This window comes from Frankia sp. BMG5.23 (assembly GCF_000685765.2).
GTDB lineage: Bacteria > Actinomycetota > Actinomycetes > Frankiales > Frankiaceae > Frankia > Frankia casuarinae.
This window is the reverse complement of the sequence record NZ_JDWE01000017.1, coordinates 4,384-20,588: the sequence shown is the minus strand read 5'-3', so window position 1 is coordinate 20,588 and position 16,205 is coordinate 4,384. Positions and strand designations below refer to the sequence as shown.

The window sequence follows — 16,205 nt, the reverse complement described above, 5'->3', positions numbered from 1 at the left end:
CTCGGTGCCGTGGGAACCCGGAGGTTTCCGCCTCGTCCGAAAGAGTGACGACGTATCGTCATTTTCGCTCATTTCCGACATGTCATCAAACGATCATTGGCGAAAGTCCGGGGCCAGGGCAGGTCCGCGTCGTCGCCGAGGTTTGCGATCATCCGGCGCGGCACAGTCAGTGCGGCGCTCATCGTTCCAGCCGCGAGATGGGGTAGCTGTCGTACGAGCCCCCCGGGGGACCCCACACGTCACCCGACACAACCGGCGCCCGACGGCTGGACGACAATCTTCACATGGGTGAGACGGCTGGCCTTCGGCGTGGCATCCGGGTGCTGACGCTGCTCGCCAGCATCTCGATCATCGTGATGCTGGTGTTGGCCGTGGTCTCCGCCCTGCGGTCACGTCATGCCGCGACGGAGCGGAGCAGGCATCTGGACCCGGCTGCGACCACCACCGCGATGCTCCTGGCCGACTTTGTCGACCAGGAGAATGCTCTGCGTGGCTACATCATCACCCGGGACCGGGGTTTCCTGGTCCCCTACAACGAGTCCGCCAGGTCCATCCCGGTCCTGACGGCACGGCTGGACGCATTGCTGGCCGACTTCCCTGCGCTGCGCGCACAGCACGGGGAAGTCGGCCAGGCGTACCGGGACTGGCGTCGCGAGGTTGTCCAGCCGGAACTGGTCGCGATGGCGAGAGGAGACACCGCCACCGCCCAGGATATCGTGCGCACCAAAGCGCGCCAGGACTTCGACCTGCTGCGCCGCGAGGTCGCGGAGCTCGCCGCGGCGATCGACCGTGAGCAGGTCGAGGCGTCCGGGCGGGTGGAGAGTGCCTCCGTGCTGCTGCTGAGCTCGCTGGCCAGCGCGATGTTTGTCATCCTCGGCTTCCTGCTGACCATTATGATCATCTCGCGGCGATGGCTGCTCCGCCCGATCGGAGCGTTGCAGCGATCCGTCAACGCGGTGGCCGCCGGTCGCTACGACACCCGGATCCCCTCCGTCGGCCCCAAGGAGATCGTGGAGCTGGCCGCCGACGTCGAGACGATGCGCGCCCAGCTGGTGCGGCTCGTCCGCCAGAACGAGCGGTCGTGGGAGGCCCTGGCCCAGCAGGGACCCGCCGTGATCGCACTGCGGGACGCGCTCACGCCCTCGCTTCTGCGGGCCCGCGGCCTGGTCCTGCACGGCCGGGTCGATCCGGCCGAGGGCGAACTTGCCGGGGACTGGTACGACGCCTTCGAGCTGCCCGACGGGCGGGTCGCCGTCGTGGTCGGTGACGTCTCCGGTCATGGAGCCGCGGCCGGGGTCTTCGCGTTGCGGCTCAAGCAACTGCTCGACGCGGCTCTGTCGACGGAGATCGATCCCGGTCGGGCCCTGGAGTGGACGGTGGACAACCTCGGCGAGATCGAGGAGATGTTCGCGACCGCGATCATTGCCGTCGTCGACCCGCGGACCGGGGACCTGTACTACGTCAACGCCGGTCATCCCGACGCGCTCCTGCTGCGCCGGGCGGTGCCCGGGAACCCCGGGAACATGGCGTCGGCGGGCGAGTCGCCCGTGGGCGAGGTGTGGGTGGGTGAGCTGCCCACAGGCAAGGTACCTGCGGACGCGGTGCTTCCCGACGAGGCATCCTCACCCCAGGTACCCGCTCCGACCGCTCACCTGGTCGGACCCCGCGATCCCGCCCGGCCGGGATGCGGCCCCGGTGACGGGGCGGGCGGATCCGTCATGGCGGCTGCTGTTGGATCCGCGCAGGCCGTCGGATCCGCGCAGGCCGTCGGATCGGCCTGCGGGCCGGGGGATGGGGCGAACGGTGCCGGCCCCGGGTCCGGTCGGGTGCCGGGAGCCGGTTCCATCGTCGGTTCCCGGCTGGGAACGGCGCAGGTCGTTCGGCTGCCTCCGACGGGCCCGTTGATGTCGAGCCTGCTCGCGGAGCCCGGGGCGTGGGGAATCCAGACGCTGCGGCTCGAACCGGGCGACGTGCTCTTCGCCTACACCGACGGACTGGTGGAGGCACGTGACGAGGCCGGGCGGCAGTTCGGGCTGCACCGGCTGATCGCCGAGATCCTGCGCGATCCCACGCGCACGCCGGTGGCGCTGCTCGACGACGCCTTCGACGCGGTTCGCCGGTACGCGCCCGGACGGCAGGGCGACGACCGTACGGCGATCATCCTCGCCCGTACCGCCCAGCGTGGCTCCACGATCGCGCCCGGAGAGTCATAGCGGCGACATCGGCGTGGTTGCCGGCCATTTCGGGTAGAAGACGCCCATGAACGACGAGTCCGGCCTGGACCGGCCCACCCGCTCGACCCGGTCTCCGCGATCTTTGCGGTCTCCGTCGTCCCGGCTCAGCCCACTGCGGTTGATCGCCGTCGTCGCCGTCGTCGTGCTCGTCCTCGCCGGCATCGCCCTGGTGGCGGGATGGCGGCCGAGCCTGCCGAACCTGTTCGAGGAGAGGACGGTCGACCGCAGTTCCCCGGCGGTGCTGCGTTCCCTGGAAGAGCTGAGCGACTATCACGCCGCCAGCGCCCACTTCGAGGTGGTGGTCGACCTCGAGAAGGACAGCAAGTGGATCCCTGATGCGCTGCGCGGCGAGCGCACCCTGTTCGTCGGGGTCGGTACCGTCGACTCGGTGATCAATTTTGGTGCGCTCGGCAAGGACGCGGTCACCGTCTCCCCGGACCGTCGTGCGGTCACCATCGAGTTGCCGAACCCGACGCTGTCCAGGCCCGAGCTGGATCTCGACCACAGCTACGTGGTGGCCCGCCAGCGCGGCGCGCTGAACCGCGTCGGCGGGTTGTTCGGTGGGGTCGGCACCGACCAGGAGCTCTACCGGACCGCGTCGGCGCGGATGACCGACGCGGCGAAGACGGACGGTCAGGTGCTCGAGCTGGGCAGGAAGAACACCACCGCCATGCTGCGCGGTCTACTCGGCGCGCTGGGCTTTACCGACGTCAGGGTGACCTACGCAGCCGACCGCCGCTAGGCGAACGGAGTGCTCAGTCCGTCGCGGTCAGCCTGCCTTCGTCAGCCCGGCGACCTGTCTTCGTCAGCCCGGCGACCACCCGGTCGATCTCGGCCCGGAAATGCTCCGAGATCTTGATGATGTGCGGTTCGCGGAGCAGGTAGAAATGCTCACACGGAACGAAATGGGTGTCATGGCTCCCGGTGAGGAATGCCGACCATGCGTCCTCCGGGTCCGGATTCTCCGCCGATCGGTACACGAGGGTCCGGCCGGGCCATGGCCGCGGTCGGTAGAAACGTTCGAGAAGCCGCCCGTGGTTGAAGAAGACGTCGAACTGCTCGAGCCCGCCGAACTGTACGACCCCGGTGAGCGGAATCTGCACCATTTTCTTGAGGGTCGCCTTGCTGGTGAAGTTCGCCCGCTGTTCCGGTAGCAGCTTCTGGGTGAACCGCGCCAGCCGGCCGCGGTAACCGCGCGCGTGGTCCTCGGCTGCCTTCGACGACCCGGCGGCGCCGCCCGACCCGGCGGCGCTACCCGACCCGGCCGACTCGATCCGCAGCGAGGCCGGCAGGTAGGTGTCCATGATGGACAGGAAACCGACCTCCTCTCCCGCGGCGGCGAGCTGCTGGGCGATCTCCATGGCGATCAGGCCACCCAGCGAGTGCCCGGCGAGCAGGTAGGGACCCCGGGGAGCCAGGACGCGGATGATCTCCAGGTGGCGGCGGGCGGTCCGCGCGACGCTCCAGTCCGGGACGCCCCGCCGCTCCAGCCCATGCGCCTGGAAGGCGTAGACCGGCTGGTCGTCGCCGAGGCGGCGGGCCAGTGAGTGGAAGCCGAGGGCGAGCGCGCCGGCCCCGGCGAAGCAGAACAGCGGCGGCCGCGAGCCGGTGGTGCGCAGGGGGACGACGGTGGGGTGTCGCGGACCCGACTGCTGCGCGAGTGACAGCGCGCGGGCGAACTCGCCCAGCGTCGGCGCGTCGACCAGCGCCGATGACGGCATGGTGATCCCGAGCTTCTCCGCGACCAGGGTGAGCAGCTCGTTCGCGGCCAGGGAGTCGCCGCCGAGCTCCATGAAGTCGTCCCCGATGCCGACCTCCTCGAGATCGAGGACCCGCGTCCAGATGTCGGCGACGACGATCTCCCACTGCGTTCTCGGCCGGGCGGAGACGGCCGGGGCCTCCGGCGGGGGCGGCAGCGCGCCCCGGTCCACCTTGCCGCGTTCGTTGCGGGGCAGTTCCGCCAGGGGGATGATCGTCGTCGGGACCATCCAGACCGGCAGCTTCTCGCGTAGCCTCCGCCGGATTCGGACCGGGGACAGGGTGTTGCCGTGTACCGCCGGCACGACATAGGCGACCAGCCGGTTCCGCGCCGAAGGATGCGCGACGGCGGTGACGACCGCCTCGGCGATCTCCGCGGAGCTCAGCAGCGCCGCCTCCACCTCGCTCGGTTCGACGAGATAGCCGCGGATCTTCACCGCCGCGTCCCGGCGGCCGAGCAGGATCAGCGTGCCGTTGGGTTCGAACCGGCCGACGTCGCCGGTCCGGCAGGTGGTCCGGCCATCGGTGAGCGGGGTGAAGCGGGACGTCGTCATCTCCGCGTTCCCCCAGTACCCGGCCGACAGGTAGGCCGAGGTGACCTCCACGTCGCCTACCTCGCCGGGATCGGCGGGCGTGCCGTCCTCGCGACGCAGTACCACCTCCTTGCCGGTCGCCGGCAGGCCGGCGGGTACCGTGCCCGCGGGCGGCTGCGTGCCCGGCGGGACCTCGAAGAAGCCGAGGGATGCGATCTCGGAGGCACCGGACCAGTTCACGTAGGTACACGCCGGTGGCACGTGCGGCCGCAGCGCCGTGATGTCGCGTCCGTAGACGGCCTCCCCGCACGTGGTCACGATCCGCAGGTCGGCGAGGACCTGGTCCGGTTCGAGCGAGCCGACGAGGGAGCGCAGCAGAGACGGAGTGGTCTGCAGCGCGGTCAGGTGCTGCGAGGAGATCCAGTCGGCGAGGCCGCTCAGGCCCGCCGCCCGTGGATCATAGGCATACACCCCGGCCCCGTTGAGTAGACCGAACACCACCACGGTGATGCCGGCGGCGAACGAGTACGGCAGCACGAGGGCCAGCCGGTCGCCCGGCGCGAAACCGAGACGTTCGGCGCCGGCGTAGGCGTCGCACAGGAACGTGCCGTTTGTCCACACCACGCCCTTGGGCGCGCCGGTCGAACCGGAGGTGAACACGATGCAGGCCGGATCGTCGACCAGCGGCTGCGGCCACCAGACCGCGTCCGCGCCGTTTGCCGCGATCCACCGGGCGCCGTCCGCGGCCGCCGCGGCGAGGTCCAGGACGTGGCGGGGGCCGCCCCCGGCCAGCGCGGCGAGCAGGGCGTCCGGATTCACGCTGGATTCGGCCGTGGCGTTCGAACCGTTGGTCCCCACCGGCCGCAGGCCCACCGTCGAGCGGGCCACGGAACTGTCGCCCAGGTCGGTCAGCAGGGCCACGCAGCCGGCCTGCCGAACGATCTGCGCCATCCGCTCGGCGGGCACCATCGGATCCAGCGGGACGACCGGGCGTCCGGTTTTCAGTACGCCCAGTACGCCCAGCAGGCCGGCCACGCTGTGCGGCAGCAGGGTCGCGACCGGACCGTCCTCGTTCGCGTCGAGGCGGCCGAGGACCGCCATCGCGATGTCATCGGTCCGGCGATCAGCCTCGGCGAAGGTCATGACGACGCCGGGCGAGACCAGCGCGGGTGTATCGGGCAGGTGCGTGGCGACCTCCCGGAACCGGCTGACCACCGAGGCCGGCAGGTCGTCGAAGTGCAACGCCGGGAAGAACGCGCCACCTTCAGGCGTCGCGACCGCAAGGGACGCGCGCCGACCGCTTTCGTTCAAAGCCACTCCCTCGTCCTGTCCTCTCTCGGCGTCATCGGCTCACAGCGGATGACGATGATCTTGTATCCTCGCCGGTCCTCATCTCGTCAACCGGATGCGGCTGGTTACCCCTGATCGGGGGGCGGACCTCGAATCCCGTATGGTCACGGATGCGCCGGGGCCGGGGCCGGTGCCGGGTGGCTGCGCGATGGGACGGGCCGTTTGTGGTAACTCCGTCCAACAATCTCGTACGGTGCTGCCTCGTACGGTGCTGCAACCGTTCGCTCGTGGTACACGAACAGCCTCCCCAACACGCAGTCCGGTATGGCGCGTGCGACTTTATACCACGGTGCTGTGGCTATCTTGTGGTCACTCCCGGTAACCCTCACTCAAGGGGTAGTTTGTCGGTGGTAATCGGGCTTCGGGTATGTACGGCGCAAACGATTTGCCGTGATCCCGGACTAATTTGATCCCGGGTCGGCGGTTCGGCTGATGGTGCCCGGATCCGGTGCCGCCATTCCGCGGTGTCACGGCGTCACGGCGGCCCGGAGCCCGCGGCGGCCCGGCGCCCGCGGCGGGCCGGAGCCGGGGCCCCGCCGCCCGGCCGCCCGGGGTCGGCCGCTGCGACCGTTCGCCGTTTCGGTGTTCTGCCTCACATCCAACAAATTCCTTACCCCCGCTTGCAACAGCAAGGTTGAGCGCCTTAGACTCATGAACTGTGAGAGCGGGAGGCAATCGAACCGAAGGTGATCCACCCAGGGAGCGCCTGAGGCGCGGGAGCGTCCCGATCGGCATCGATGTACAGAGATCGGCCCTAGAAAGATCAATCTTTTGGAGGGGGAGCATCGTGAGCACCTACCTGTGGGACCCGTTTGCCTCGCTGGGGCGTATGGACCGGGAGTTCGACGAGATCGTTCGGCGTGTCTGGGGCCCGCGGCGTCCGGTGCTTACCGGACGGTCGTCGGTCACCGAGTTCGCCGTCCCGTCGGCTGATGTGGTTACTGAGGGAGCGGATGTACTGATCAACCTCGAGCTGCCCGGGGTCGATGTCGAGCGGGACGTCGCGGTCGAGATCGACCGGGGCCGCCTGGTCGTCCGCGGGAAGCGTGCGGCCGGCAGCGAGAGTGAGCACGCCGGTCGCGTACACCGCGAGCGCTGGCACGGTTCCTTCCGCCGGGAGTTCAGGCTTCCCGAGGGCGTGGAGGCGCAGCGGATCTCGGCCACTTACGACCGGGGCATCCTGACGGTCCGTCTCGTCGGCGCGGCGGCGGAGCCCAAGGCGACCCGGATCGAGATCACCCCAGTCGTCGGCGACGCCCGGCCGGCCGAGGTCGTCGAGGGGGGCTCCCCGGGGCTGCCGGCGGAATCAGCGGAGTCCGCGACGCCGCGGTCCGCCGAGCCGGCCACGCCGGCCGCAGCCGGTTCCACCGCCTGAGGACCGCACCCGGCGTGCGGACGCCGACGTCCGCACGCCGGGCAGCGGTTCCCTCGCGCCGGGCGGCCTACCCCGCTGGACCGGTCGATCCTGCCGGGACCGCCCGGCTCAGCGGCGGCGCGGTCCGGTGCCGGTGGAGGAGGTCCGTCCCGGGGCGGACTGTCCGGCCGAGCTGCCACTCGACGGAGGCGGCACCATCGGCCCGATGTCGCCGTCCGGCGCGGTGTCCAGATCGACGATGACGGGAGCGTGGTCGCTCGTCCCGACACCTTTGCGGGCCGCCCGGTCCACCCAGACCGCGCGCACGCGGCCCGCCACGTCGGCGGTCGCCAGAGCCAGGTCGATGCGCATCCCGAGGTTCTTCGGGAAACACAGCTGGCGGTAGTCCCAGTAGGTGTAGACGACGTCGTCGGGCCAGCGGGCCCGCAGCACATCGATGAGCCCGGCGTCGACGAGTTCCGCGAGTGCCGCGCGTTCCGCCGGGGTGACGTGGGTGGCGCCCTCGAACTGGGTGATGTCCCAGACGTCAACGTCCGTTGGCGCGATGTTGAAATCACCCAACGTCATCACCGCGCCCTGGGTCGTGGCCTCGGCCACCACCTCGCGCAGCGCGGCGAGCCAGGCCAGCTTGTAGGCGTAATGAGGGTCGTCGATGGTCCGGCCGTTGGGCACGTACAGCGACCAGATCCGGATGCCGCCGCAGGTCGCGGCGATGGCGCGAGGCTCGGGACCGGGAAAGCCCGGATCGCCCGGAAGACCCCGCGCGACGTCGTCGAGGGTATCCCGCGACAGAATCGCCACGCCGTTCCACCGGCCGTCGCCGTGATGGGCGACCCGGTAGCCCCGGCGAAACAGATCCTCGTCGAACAGCTCCAGGAAGGCGTCGTCCGCCAGCTTCGTCTCCTGCAGGCACACCACATCCGGCTCGGCCCGGTCGAGCCATTCGATCAGGCGGGCCTGCCGAGCCTTCGCAGAGTTGATGTTCCACGTTGCGATCCGCACATCTGTTGACGGTAGTCCCACGGTCCGACAGGTCTGCCGGGCATGTCGGGTCTGGGATGATGGTCGTCATGGGAATGAGCCGGCGTGTCGACGATGACACTGTCGACAGTGTCATCGTCGACAATGACACTGTGGGCCAAGGCGCTGTTGCTGGCCGGCCGTACGTCATCTGCAGCTGCGCGATGTCGTTGGATGGGCACATCGACGACAGCTCGGCTGAGCGGATGATCCTCTCCAGTGCCGCCGATCTCGACCGGGTGGACGAGGTGCGTGCCGGCTGTGACGCGATCCTCGTCGGCGCGGCCACTGTCCGGCGGGACAATCCCCGTCTCGCCGTGCGCGCGCAGCACCGTCGGGTGGCGCGAGAGGCGGCCGGACGCCCGCCCACGCCGATCAAGGTCGTGCTGTCCGGCGGGGGAGACCTCGATCCGAGCGCTCGGCTGTTCACCGCCGACCCGGTCGAGACGATCATCTACCGTCGGGCTGGATCATCGTTGGCGATCGCCGAGCCGACCTCGTCTCCCGAGCCGACCTCGTCTCCCGAGCCGTCGACGCCGCAATCGGCGCCGGCTGCGATCCGCACCGCGCCCGCTACCCGCGCCGCGCGCGTCATCCTGGTCGAACTCCCCGGTCGGCCCCGGGTCGAGGTCGCCGCCATCCTGACCGATCTCGCCCGGCGTGGCGTCCGTCGGCTGCTGGTGGAGGGTGGTACCTCGCTGCATACGGCCTTCCTCACCGCCGGCCTGGTCGACGAGCTGCATCTCACCGTCGCCCCGTTCTTCGTCGGCGAGCGCGATGCGCCGACCTTCGTGGGACCGGGGGTCTTCCCCAACGACGTCCACTCGCCCCTTCGCCTTGCCGAGGTCCGACAACTCGACGATGTGGTTTTTCTTCGGTATCTGGCACCGACGTCTCACTAAGCGCCGTGGTCCGGCGGCTCGATCGCTTCCGGGCCGGCGCGGATCAGCAACGCCGGCCAGGTGGCAGGCTTTCGCCCCCATCGCGGGGACGTCGTCGGCTGGGCCCAGGCCGCCGATCGGACGATGCACGCGGTCGTCTGGCGGGGTCGGAGGATCATCGATCTTGGGACGCTGGGCGGCCGCGGCAGCCTGGCGACGGCGGTCAACAACCGCGGTCAGGCCGTCGGTTCCGCCCGCCTGCCCGACGGCGGCACCCGTGCGGCCCGCTGGAACTGATTCGATTTCCACCACCCGCCCACCACATTTCCTCGTTCCCCGGACCGGTCGGTGTCCGGGTCCAGCACGCTCCAACCCGTCGTGGCCCGTCTCATGGCCGTCAGCTTTCGGACATGTTGCGGAAGGGGCAGGAAAATTCCCTCTGTACAGGCACACTATGGTGCGTCTGGCGATCGAAGGAGCGAGGGAGAGTGCTGGTGGTTCCGACCCCGCTTCATGTCACCACCCCCGCGGGGGAGGTGACGCTCACCGGAGACAAGCCGGTCGTGGTGGGGCGGGCCCGTGCGGCCGACATTGTGATCAACGATGGCCGGGTGTCGCGCCGGCATCTGGTGCTGCATCCCGACGTCGGCGGATGGCGGATCGAGGACATCAGCGCCAACGGTCTGTGGCGGGATGGCTGCCGTGTGGGCGGTCTCGCCGTCTCCGGGGAGCTTCGGCTCCGGCTCGGCGCGGTGGACGGACCCGAGGTGGTGCTCGTTCCGCGTCCGGCCCCGCCGATGATCCCGCCGACCGCGCCGACCCACAGCCCGGGCGGGGCGCCCATCCCCCTTGCCGGCCCGTCGCCCTCGTCTTGGCCGTCGCCGTCGCTGCCATCGCCGCCGGGCGCGGCGGTGCCGGGCATGGAATGGTGGTCCGAACCGGCGCCGGGCGCTGCGTCGGCGCCCGTCCCGTCGGCGCCCGCGCAGTCGGGCGGGCCCGACCCGGCCGTGGGGCAGGCGACGATGGTGCACGACCGGCGGCGCGTGTATCCGCTGACGATCGGACGGGTGCGGATGGGCCGCTCCCGCGACAACGACATCAACGTGGGCGACCTGCTTGCCTCCCGCCATCACGCCGAGCTGCATATCTCGGTGGCCGGCGTCGAGCTCATCGACCTCGCCTCCGCCAACGGCACCTTCGTCAACGGCCACCGGGTCACCCGGGCACGGGTGATACAACGCGACATCATCGCCATCGGCCATCATCTGTTCCAGCTCGAGGGAAACTCGCTCGTCGAATACGTCGACTCCGGTGACGTGGCCTTCGAGGCGCAGGCGCTGTCGGTGTGGGCCGGCACCAAGCAGCTCATGCACGACATGACCTTCCGGCTGCCGGGCCGTTCCCTGCTCGGTGTCGTCGGACCGAGCGGGGCCGGCAAGTCCACGCTGCTCAACGCTCTCACCGGCTTCCGACCGGCGGACCAGGGATCGGTGATCTACGCGGGACGTGACCTCTACGCCGAGTACGACGAGTTGCGACGCCGGATCGGGTACGTGCCGCAGGCCGACCCGCTGCATGACCAGCTGACCGTGCGTGAGGCTCTGGTATACGGCTCGGAACTGCGTTTCCCCGCCGACACCACCGCCAAGGAGCGGCGGGCCCGGGTGGAGGAGGTCATCGGCCAGCTTGGACTGACCGCGCACGCCGACACACCGGTCTCCCGGCTCTCCGGCGGCCAGAAGAAGCGCACCAGCGTCGCGCTGGAGCTGCTCACCCGGCCCTCTTTGCTGTTCCTGGACGAGCCGACCTCCGGTCTGGACCCGGCCAATGACCAGTCCGTGATGGAAACCCTGCGGGGCCTGGCGAAGGGCGGCGGCGCCGGCTCCGGCGACGAGACCGGCCGGACCGTCATCGTCGTCACCCACAGTGTGCTGTTCCTGGACCTGTGCGACTTCATCCTCGTGCTCGCGCCCGGCGGGCACGTGGCCTACTTCGGGCCGGCGGATGGGGCGCTGCGCTTCTTCGGCAAGGAGGACTTCCGCGAGTTCGCGGCGGTGTTCCGCGAGCTCGAGGCCACTCCGGGCGAGGAGATGGCGGAGCGGTTCCGGGACTCGGAGTTCTTCGTACCCTCCGCGATCGTGGCGCCCGCGGTGCGCAAGGCACCGCCGGAGCTGCCCAGCGTGCGCCAGCAGCCGGTCCGGGCCCAGCTCGCGACGCTGACTCGACGGTACTGGCGGGTCGTGCTCGCCGACCGGTCGTACTTACGGCTGATCATCGCCTTCCCGTTCCTGCTCGGCGTCGTCCCGCAGGTGATCCGCGCCCCGGACGGGCTGCGTGCGTTACCCCAGGCACCGAACACCGACGCGACGAAGGTCCTCCTCGTTCTGGTGCTGTGTGCCTGTTTCATGGGCATGGCCAACTCGGTCCGGGAGATCGTCAAGGAGCGGCCGATCTACCGGCGGGAACGCACGATCGGGCTGTCCCGCACCGCCTACCTTGGATCGAAGATCATTCTGCTGACCGGGATCACCACCGCCCAGTGTCTTGTCTTCACCCTGATCGGGCTGGTGGGCCGGACCCCGCCGAGGGCGGTCGTGCTCGGCTCGCCGGTGCTGGAGTGTCTGATTGCGGTGGGGGTCGCGGCGCTCGCCTCGATGATGATCGGTCTGCTGGTCTCGACGCTGATCGACAACGCGGACAAGACCATGCCGATCCTGGTCCTGGTCACGATGGGTCAGCTGGTGTTCTCCGGGGGACTGACCTCGCTGGTCGGGCGTCCCGTGCTGGCGCAGATCAGCCTGCTCGTCCCGGCTCGCTGGGGGTTCGCGGCCCTGGCGTCCACGGACGATCTCAACGACGTCAGCAAGTTCGGTAACGAGACCCTGCGGACCGACCCGACCGACGGGCTGTGGAAGCACAGCGTGACGATCTGGGTCCTCGACATCGTGATCTGCGTGCTGATCGGTGTCGTGGCACTGATCCTCACTGCCGTCATGCTGCGCCGGATCGAACCGAAGGTCACCCGGCCGACGGGTGCCGGGCCAGGGCCGGCCACTGGTCCGGGTTCGGGTTCGGGAGGGTTGTCGGGTCCGCGGCTGTATGGCACCGGGGTTCCCCCGGCGCACGGTTCCAGGACCGGTCGGTCCATGCCGCTGCGCGGCTGAGCGGTCAGTCCTCCCCGTAGCCCACGCCCCGGAGCAGGTATCCCGGCGATCTCCCTCGCGAGCCGGGCCGTGAGGGGGACCGCTATGCCCCTATATGTGGGTCGACGTGGCGCGAGTGGCCGCAAATCCAAAACCCCCCGCAGCGACCGGTTATCGTAGCGATAAGGTGAGCCGACCGAAGTTCGCTCGCGGTGGGGGATTGGGTATGGAGATCGTCTTCTTGTGCGAGCAGTATCCGCCGATCATCTGGGACGGGGCGGGAGTCTACACACACGACATCGCTCACGCCCTGGTCGCGCTCGGTCATCGGGTTCATATCCTTTGCGCCCAGGGGCGCTACCGCACGGACGAAGATCATGACGGAGTGATGGTGCACCGGCGGCCGCTCCTGCGGTTGCCCGTCACCAGGTTTCTCGGTCCGCTCGGCCGGTCGTTTCAGGGGGAGAACCATCCTCGCGATTCGCTCTCCCTGCGGTTCGTTCTCGCGGTCTCCTATGCTTTTTGGCTGCGTCGTCTCGGTCTGCGTCCCGACGTGATCGAGACTCAGGACGGCGAGACCCGGGGCCTGCGTACCGCCCTGCGCCGCGATATTCCCCTCGTGATCCACCTGCACACCCCGACGATGATGGACGTGCGTCTGCGGGACGGCCGGCTGCACGGCAGGGGCGCGGTGGCCGACCGGATCGACCGGTTCTCCGCGCTGCGCGCCGACGCGCGCACCGCTCCCTCCGAGCTGATCGTCACCACGCTGCGCGGTTTCGGCTGGCTGGATAAGGACACCGACGCGGACGTCATTCCTTACCCGTTCGACCGGTCCCCGTACATGGAGGTGGCTTCGCCCCGGCACACCGACCCGACGTTGCTCGTCGTCGGACGGCTCGAATGGCGCAAGGGGCTGGACGTCCTGATCGAGGCGGCCGCGCTGCTGAAGAAACGGGGTGTCGAGGTAACGGTGGTCTTCGCCGGTCAGTCCTCGGGCACGATCGAGGGCGTGGCGACCGGGACCTGGCTGGAGCAGCAGGCGGTCAAACTCGGCGTCACCTGCCGTTTCGCCGGCCACCTGACCCGTCCCGAGCTGGTCAAGGCCTATGAGGAGGCACGGGTGGTCGTCGTGCCGAGCCGGTTCGAGAGCTTCTCCATCGCGGGTCTCGAAGGAATGGCCTCGGGACGCCCGGTCGTCGCGACCGCGACGACCGGGGTGGCCACCTGGGTGGCGAAATGGAAGGGCGGCACGGTCGTTCCGCCGGAGGACGCCCCCGCACTCGCCGACGCCCTGGAACCTTTCCTCACCGACCCGGAGCTCGCGGAGACGGTGGGTGCCCGCGGTCGGGTCGGCACCGCCGAGCTCGAGCCGCTGCGTATCGCCGCCCTGCGGGAGAAGGTCTACCAGAAGGCCATCGACCGTTTGCGGGCGCGCCACGGAAAAACCTCCGCCGTGGCATGAGGGTAGCGACCCGGATCATCGATTGCCGGTCACGAACCTGATCCAGGCGAAAACCCTAGGGTAGGGTCATGAGCGGTCTGTGCGGTGTCTCCCTGGAACATCCGATCATGAACGCGGCTGGCACCTGCAAGACCGCCGAGGATGTCGAGACGTTCGCCCGGTCGGCGGTCTCGATGATCGTCGTTGGTTCGATTACCCGGGAACCGCGGTCAGGTAACTCCGGCAACGTCTACTGGCCCGGCCGGGTCTACTCGTTGAACGCGCTCGGGCTTCCCAACCGCGGGCTGGACTACTATGCCGCGCATCTGCCCGGTATGGTGCGGCGCGCTCACCGGGCGGGCAAGCCGTTGACCGTCAGCGTCGCCGGGTTCGGTGTTGACGAGTACCGCGAGATCTCCGCGGTCGTGGCGCGGACCGGGGTCGACCTGATCGAACTGAACCTGGCCTGCCCGAACGTCTGGGACGGCGGAACGCAGAAACGCATCGCCTGCTTCGATCCCGGGCACACCGCGACGATCTGCACGGCGGTGGGCGACACGCTGGTGGCGCAGGCTGGTGCCGATCCGGCCCGACGCGTCCCCTACGGAGTCAAGATCTCGCCGTTCTCCGATCCGTCGGCCCTGGTGGAGCTCGCAACGGTGATCGATGAGGTTGCCGCGCGTCCCGGTGGCCCGCGGTTTGTCACGGCGGTGAACACCTTCCCCAACGCCTTCGCCGTTGACGATGCGCACCGACCAGTCGTCGACGTCGAGCTCGCCGGTATGAGCGGGCCGGCGCTCAAGCCCGTCGGGCTCGGTCAGGTGCGCCAGCTACGCCGCCTGCTCCCGGAGAGTGTGGACATCATCGGGGTTGGGGGTGTGACCGGCGGTCGTGACGTCGCCGACTACCTGCTGGCCGGGGCCACCGCGGTCCAGGCCGCCACCGCGTTCTGGAACCGTGCGGAGGATCCGGCCGTCTTCGGTGCCATTCTGTCCGACTGGATCGACCACACCGACCCGGCCGTCCCCTGAAAAGGGTTTCATGCGTGTTTTCCGTATATCTTCCCGACATATTTTTTTCACGTCCTCGGCACGGGAGCCTGTCGCGCCGGATCAGCCTCCGGCTGCCGCGTTTCTCGGTGCCGCTCGGCCCGGCTGCTCGGCGGTGTTCTCCGGGCCGTTTCCCGGGACCAGGGAGATCCGCCGGTCCGGCGGTGGAAACGTCAGCCGGAACGTGAAGGCGGTGGCGGTCGGGCCGTGGGCCCGCAGGTGACGAACCCGGTCCTCGGCCTCGTCCGTCCCCGGCCGATGCCCGGCGGGTACCCACCACAGGGCGTTGGTCGTCCGCTGGATGGGATGAAACCACTCGCGCCGACGGTGTAGGAACGCCCCGTGGCCGCTATGGAAGACGAAGTTGGCCAGTGCCTCCACCGACTCCCACACGGTCAGGTTCACGATGATCGCATGGTCGCCGTCGCCCTCCCACACGAACGTGCGCACGGCGGTGTCGCCATCCTCGGGCCGCGGGCGCCAGACGACACCAGACTGCCGGTCGCCGAGCGTGTTGGTGGGGGTGAGACCGGCGACGAAGTCGGTCAGCGCGGAGGAGCCGGGCGGCGCGAGCAGTCGGGCGATGTTCACCTGGGCCAGATGGTAACCCGTCATGAAGGCAGCCTAGGGAGGTTGTCGCGCCGCCGCCAGGAATATCGGTCAATTACCGGTCGATCATGATCGGCGAGTCGGCGGGTGCAATTTCTACCAGTTTTTCGATGCCGATCGGAACAGCCAGCGAACAGTAACCCCGCCACGAACGGGCCGGCTGATGCCGATGCCTCCCGATCGGCGCCCCATCGTGGGGCTGTCAGATGATCCGTCAGGTGGTGTCGCCGTCGAGGACTCCGCTGGAGCCACCCGGATGGACTCACCCGAGTCGATCATGCGCGCCTCCCACCTATTGGCAACGGCGACGCTACTCTCCGTAGTCGGAGGTGCCGGGAGGGGAAGATCCCAGGATCCCGGGGCGGGCTGTGTCACTTACGTGGAAGCGCGTTTCTCCGCGGAAATCAGCCTGAGTGCGGATCGCTCGAGCTCGGCCGGTGATCCAATTTCGGTTCTCGCTGGCCGAAATGGCCTCCACCGCCGGCAGTATTTGGTCATTTTCTATTAGCCATGGGGGAATCATGGGAAGTTCCGCAAGGAGAAAAGCCGCAGTTGTCGCTCTGTCCACGACGGCGGCTCTGGTCGTCGCCGCGGGGCCCGCGGCCACGAGCGCGTTGGCCTTCGATGGTCACGACGGCCCGAAGGACAAGCACGTCACCAAGCACGTCGTCAAGGAGCACTGGACCAAGATTCGCTGGGAGAAGGAGAGCTGGGACAAGAAGGTCTGGGAGGCCAAGGACAAGAAGGGCCGGGACGACAAGGACAAGAAGGACTGGGACGGTAAGGACAAGAAGGGCCGGGACGACAAG

General features: G+C 69.3%; 11 protein-coding genes and 1 pseudogene. 9 read left to right on the top strand and 3 right to left on the bottom strand.

The genetic code is table 11. The annotated features are described in order from the left end of the window. Window positions 1-284: 284 nt before the first annotated feature. The gene (locus tag BMG523DRAFT_RS10215) at window positions 285-2,213 is read left to right on the top strand and encodes a PP2C family protein-serine/threonine phosphatase (RefSeq protein WP_043591003.1); all 1,929 of its coding nucleotides are present in this window, start codon (window positions 285-287) and stop codon (window positions 2,211-2,213) included. A 46-nt stretch (window positions 2,214-2,259) separates the two neighbouring features. Continuing rightward, window positions 2,260-2,976, top strand: a complete 717-nt coding sequence (locus BMG523DRAFT_RS10210) for a DUF4230 domain-containing protein (protein WP_011435623.1) — start codon at window positions 2,260-2,262, stop codon at window positions 2,974-2,976. 13 nt (window positions 2,977-2,989) lie between these two features. Here the strand turns inward: BMG523DRAFT_RS10210 and BMG523DRAFT_RS10205 are convergent, their stop codons facing one another. After that, window positions 2,990-5,842 carry a non-ribosomal peptide synthetase gene (locus tag BMG523DRAFT_RS10205; RefSeq protein WP_011435624.1) on the bottom strand — a complete coding sequence of 951 codons (2,853 nt, stop codon included), beginning with the start codon at window positions 5,840-5,842 and terminating at the stop codon, window positions 2,990-2,992. Between the two features lie 820 nt (window positions 5,843-6,662). On the opposite strand from BMG523DRAFT_RS10205, the gene BMG523DRAFT_RS10200 reads away from it, so the two are divergent. Further along, on the top strand, window positions 6,663-7,250 hold the full coding sequence (locus BMG523DRAFT_RS10200) for an Hsp20/alpha crystallin family protein (RefSeq protein WP_011435625.1): 588 nt from the start codon (window positions 6,663-6,665) through the stop codon (window positions 7,248-7,250). 108 nt (window positions 7,251-7,358) lie between these two features. Here the strand turns inward: BMG523DRAFT_RS10200 and BMG523DRAFT_RS10195 are convergent, their stop codons facing one another. Further along, window positions 7,359-8,252: an exodeoxyribonuclease III gene (locus tag BMG523DRAFT_RS10195; protein WP_035959179.1), complete on the bottom strand. Its 894-nt coding sequence runs from the start codon at window positions 8,250-8,252 to the stop codon at window positions 7,359-7,361. 68 nt (window positions 8,253-8,320) lie between these two features. Here BMG523DRAFT_RS10195 and BMG523DRAFT_RS10190 point away from each other — a divergent pair, with 68 nt between their 5' ends. The 5 genes from BMG523DRAFT_RS10190 (at window position 8,321) to BMG523DRAFT_RS10170 (ending at window position 14,769) form a co-directional block, all read left to right on the top strand. Continuing rightward, complete coding sequence (locus tag BMG523DRAFT_RS10190; protein ID WP_011435627.1) at window positions 8,321-9,172, top strand: dihydrofolate reductase family protein; 852 nt, start codon at window positions 8,321-8,323, stop codon at window positions 9,170-9,172. Between the two features lie 60 nt (window positions 9,173-9,232). Then, window positions 9,233-9,448, top strand: a complete 216-nt coding sequence (locus BMG523DRAFT_RS10185; protein WP_011435628.1) for a hypothetical protein — start codon at window positions 9,233-9,235, stop codon at window positions 9,446-9,448. A 197-nt stretch (window positions 9,449-9,645) separates the two neighbouring features. Further along, window positions 9,646-12,315 carry an ATP-binding cassette domain-containing protein gene (locus BMG523DRAFT_RS10180; RefSeq protein WP_134350965.1) on the top strand — a complete coding sequence of 890 codons (2,670 nt, stop codon included), beginning with the start codon at window positions 9,646-9,648 and terminating at the stop codon, window positions 12,313-12,315. Between the two features lie 205 nt (window positions 12,316-12,520). Beyond that, window positions 12,521-13,759 carry a glycosyltransferase family 4 protein gene (locus BMG523DRAFT_RS10175; protein ID WP_011435630.1) on the top strand — a complete coding sequence of 413 codons (1,239 nt, stop codon included), beginning with the start codon at window positions 12,521-12,523 and terminating at the stop codon, window positions 13,757-13,759. Window positions 13,760-13,827: 68 nt separating this feature from the next. Beyond that, complete coding sequence (locus BMG523DRAFT_RS10170) at window positions 13,828-14,769, top strand: dihydroorotate oxidase (protein ID WP_043590998.1); 942 nt, start codon at window positions 13,828-13,830, stop codon at window positions 14,767-14,769. An 81-nt stretch (window positions 14,770-14,850) separates the two neighbouring features. On the opposite strand, the gene BMG523DRAFT_RS10165 is transcribed toward BMG523DRAFT_RS10170, so the two are convergent. After that, window positions 14,851-15,402, bottom strand: coding sequence for a DUF3291 domain-containing protein (locus tag BMG523DRAFT_RS10165; RefSeq protein ID WP_011435632.1), 552 nt, complete (start codon window positions 15,400-15,402; stop codon window positions 14,851-14,853). 515 nt (window positions 15,403-15,917) lie between these two features. On the opposite strand from BMG523DRAFT_RS10165, the pseudogene BMG523DRAFT_RS10160 reads away from it, so the two are divergent. Further along, window positions 15,918-16,205 (top strand): annotated as a pseudogene (locus BMG523DRAFT_RS10160) (hypothetical protein); the annotation flags it as partial.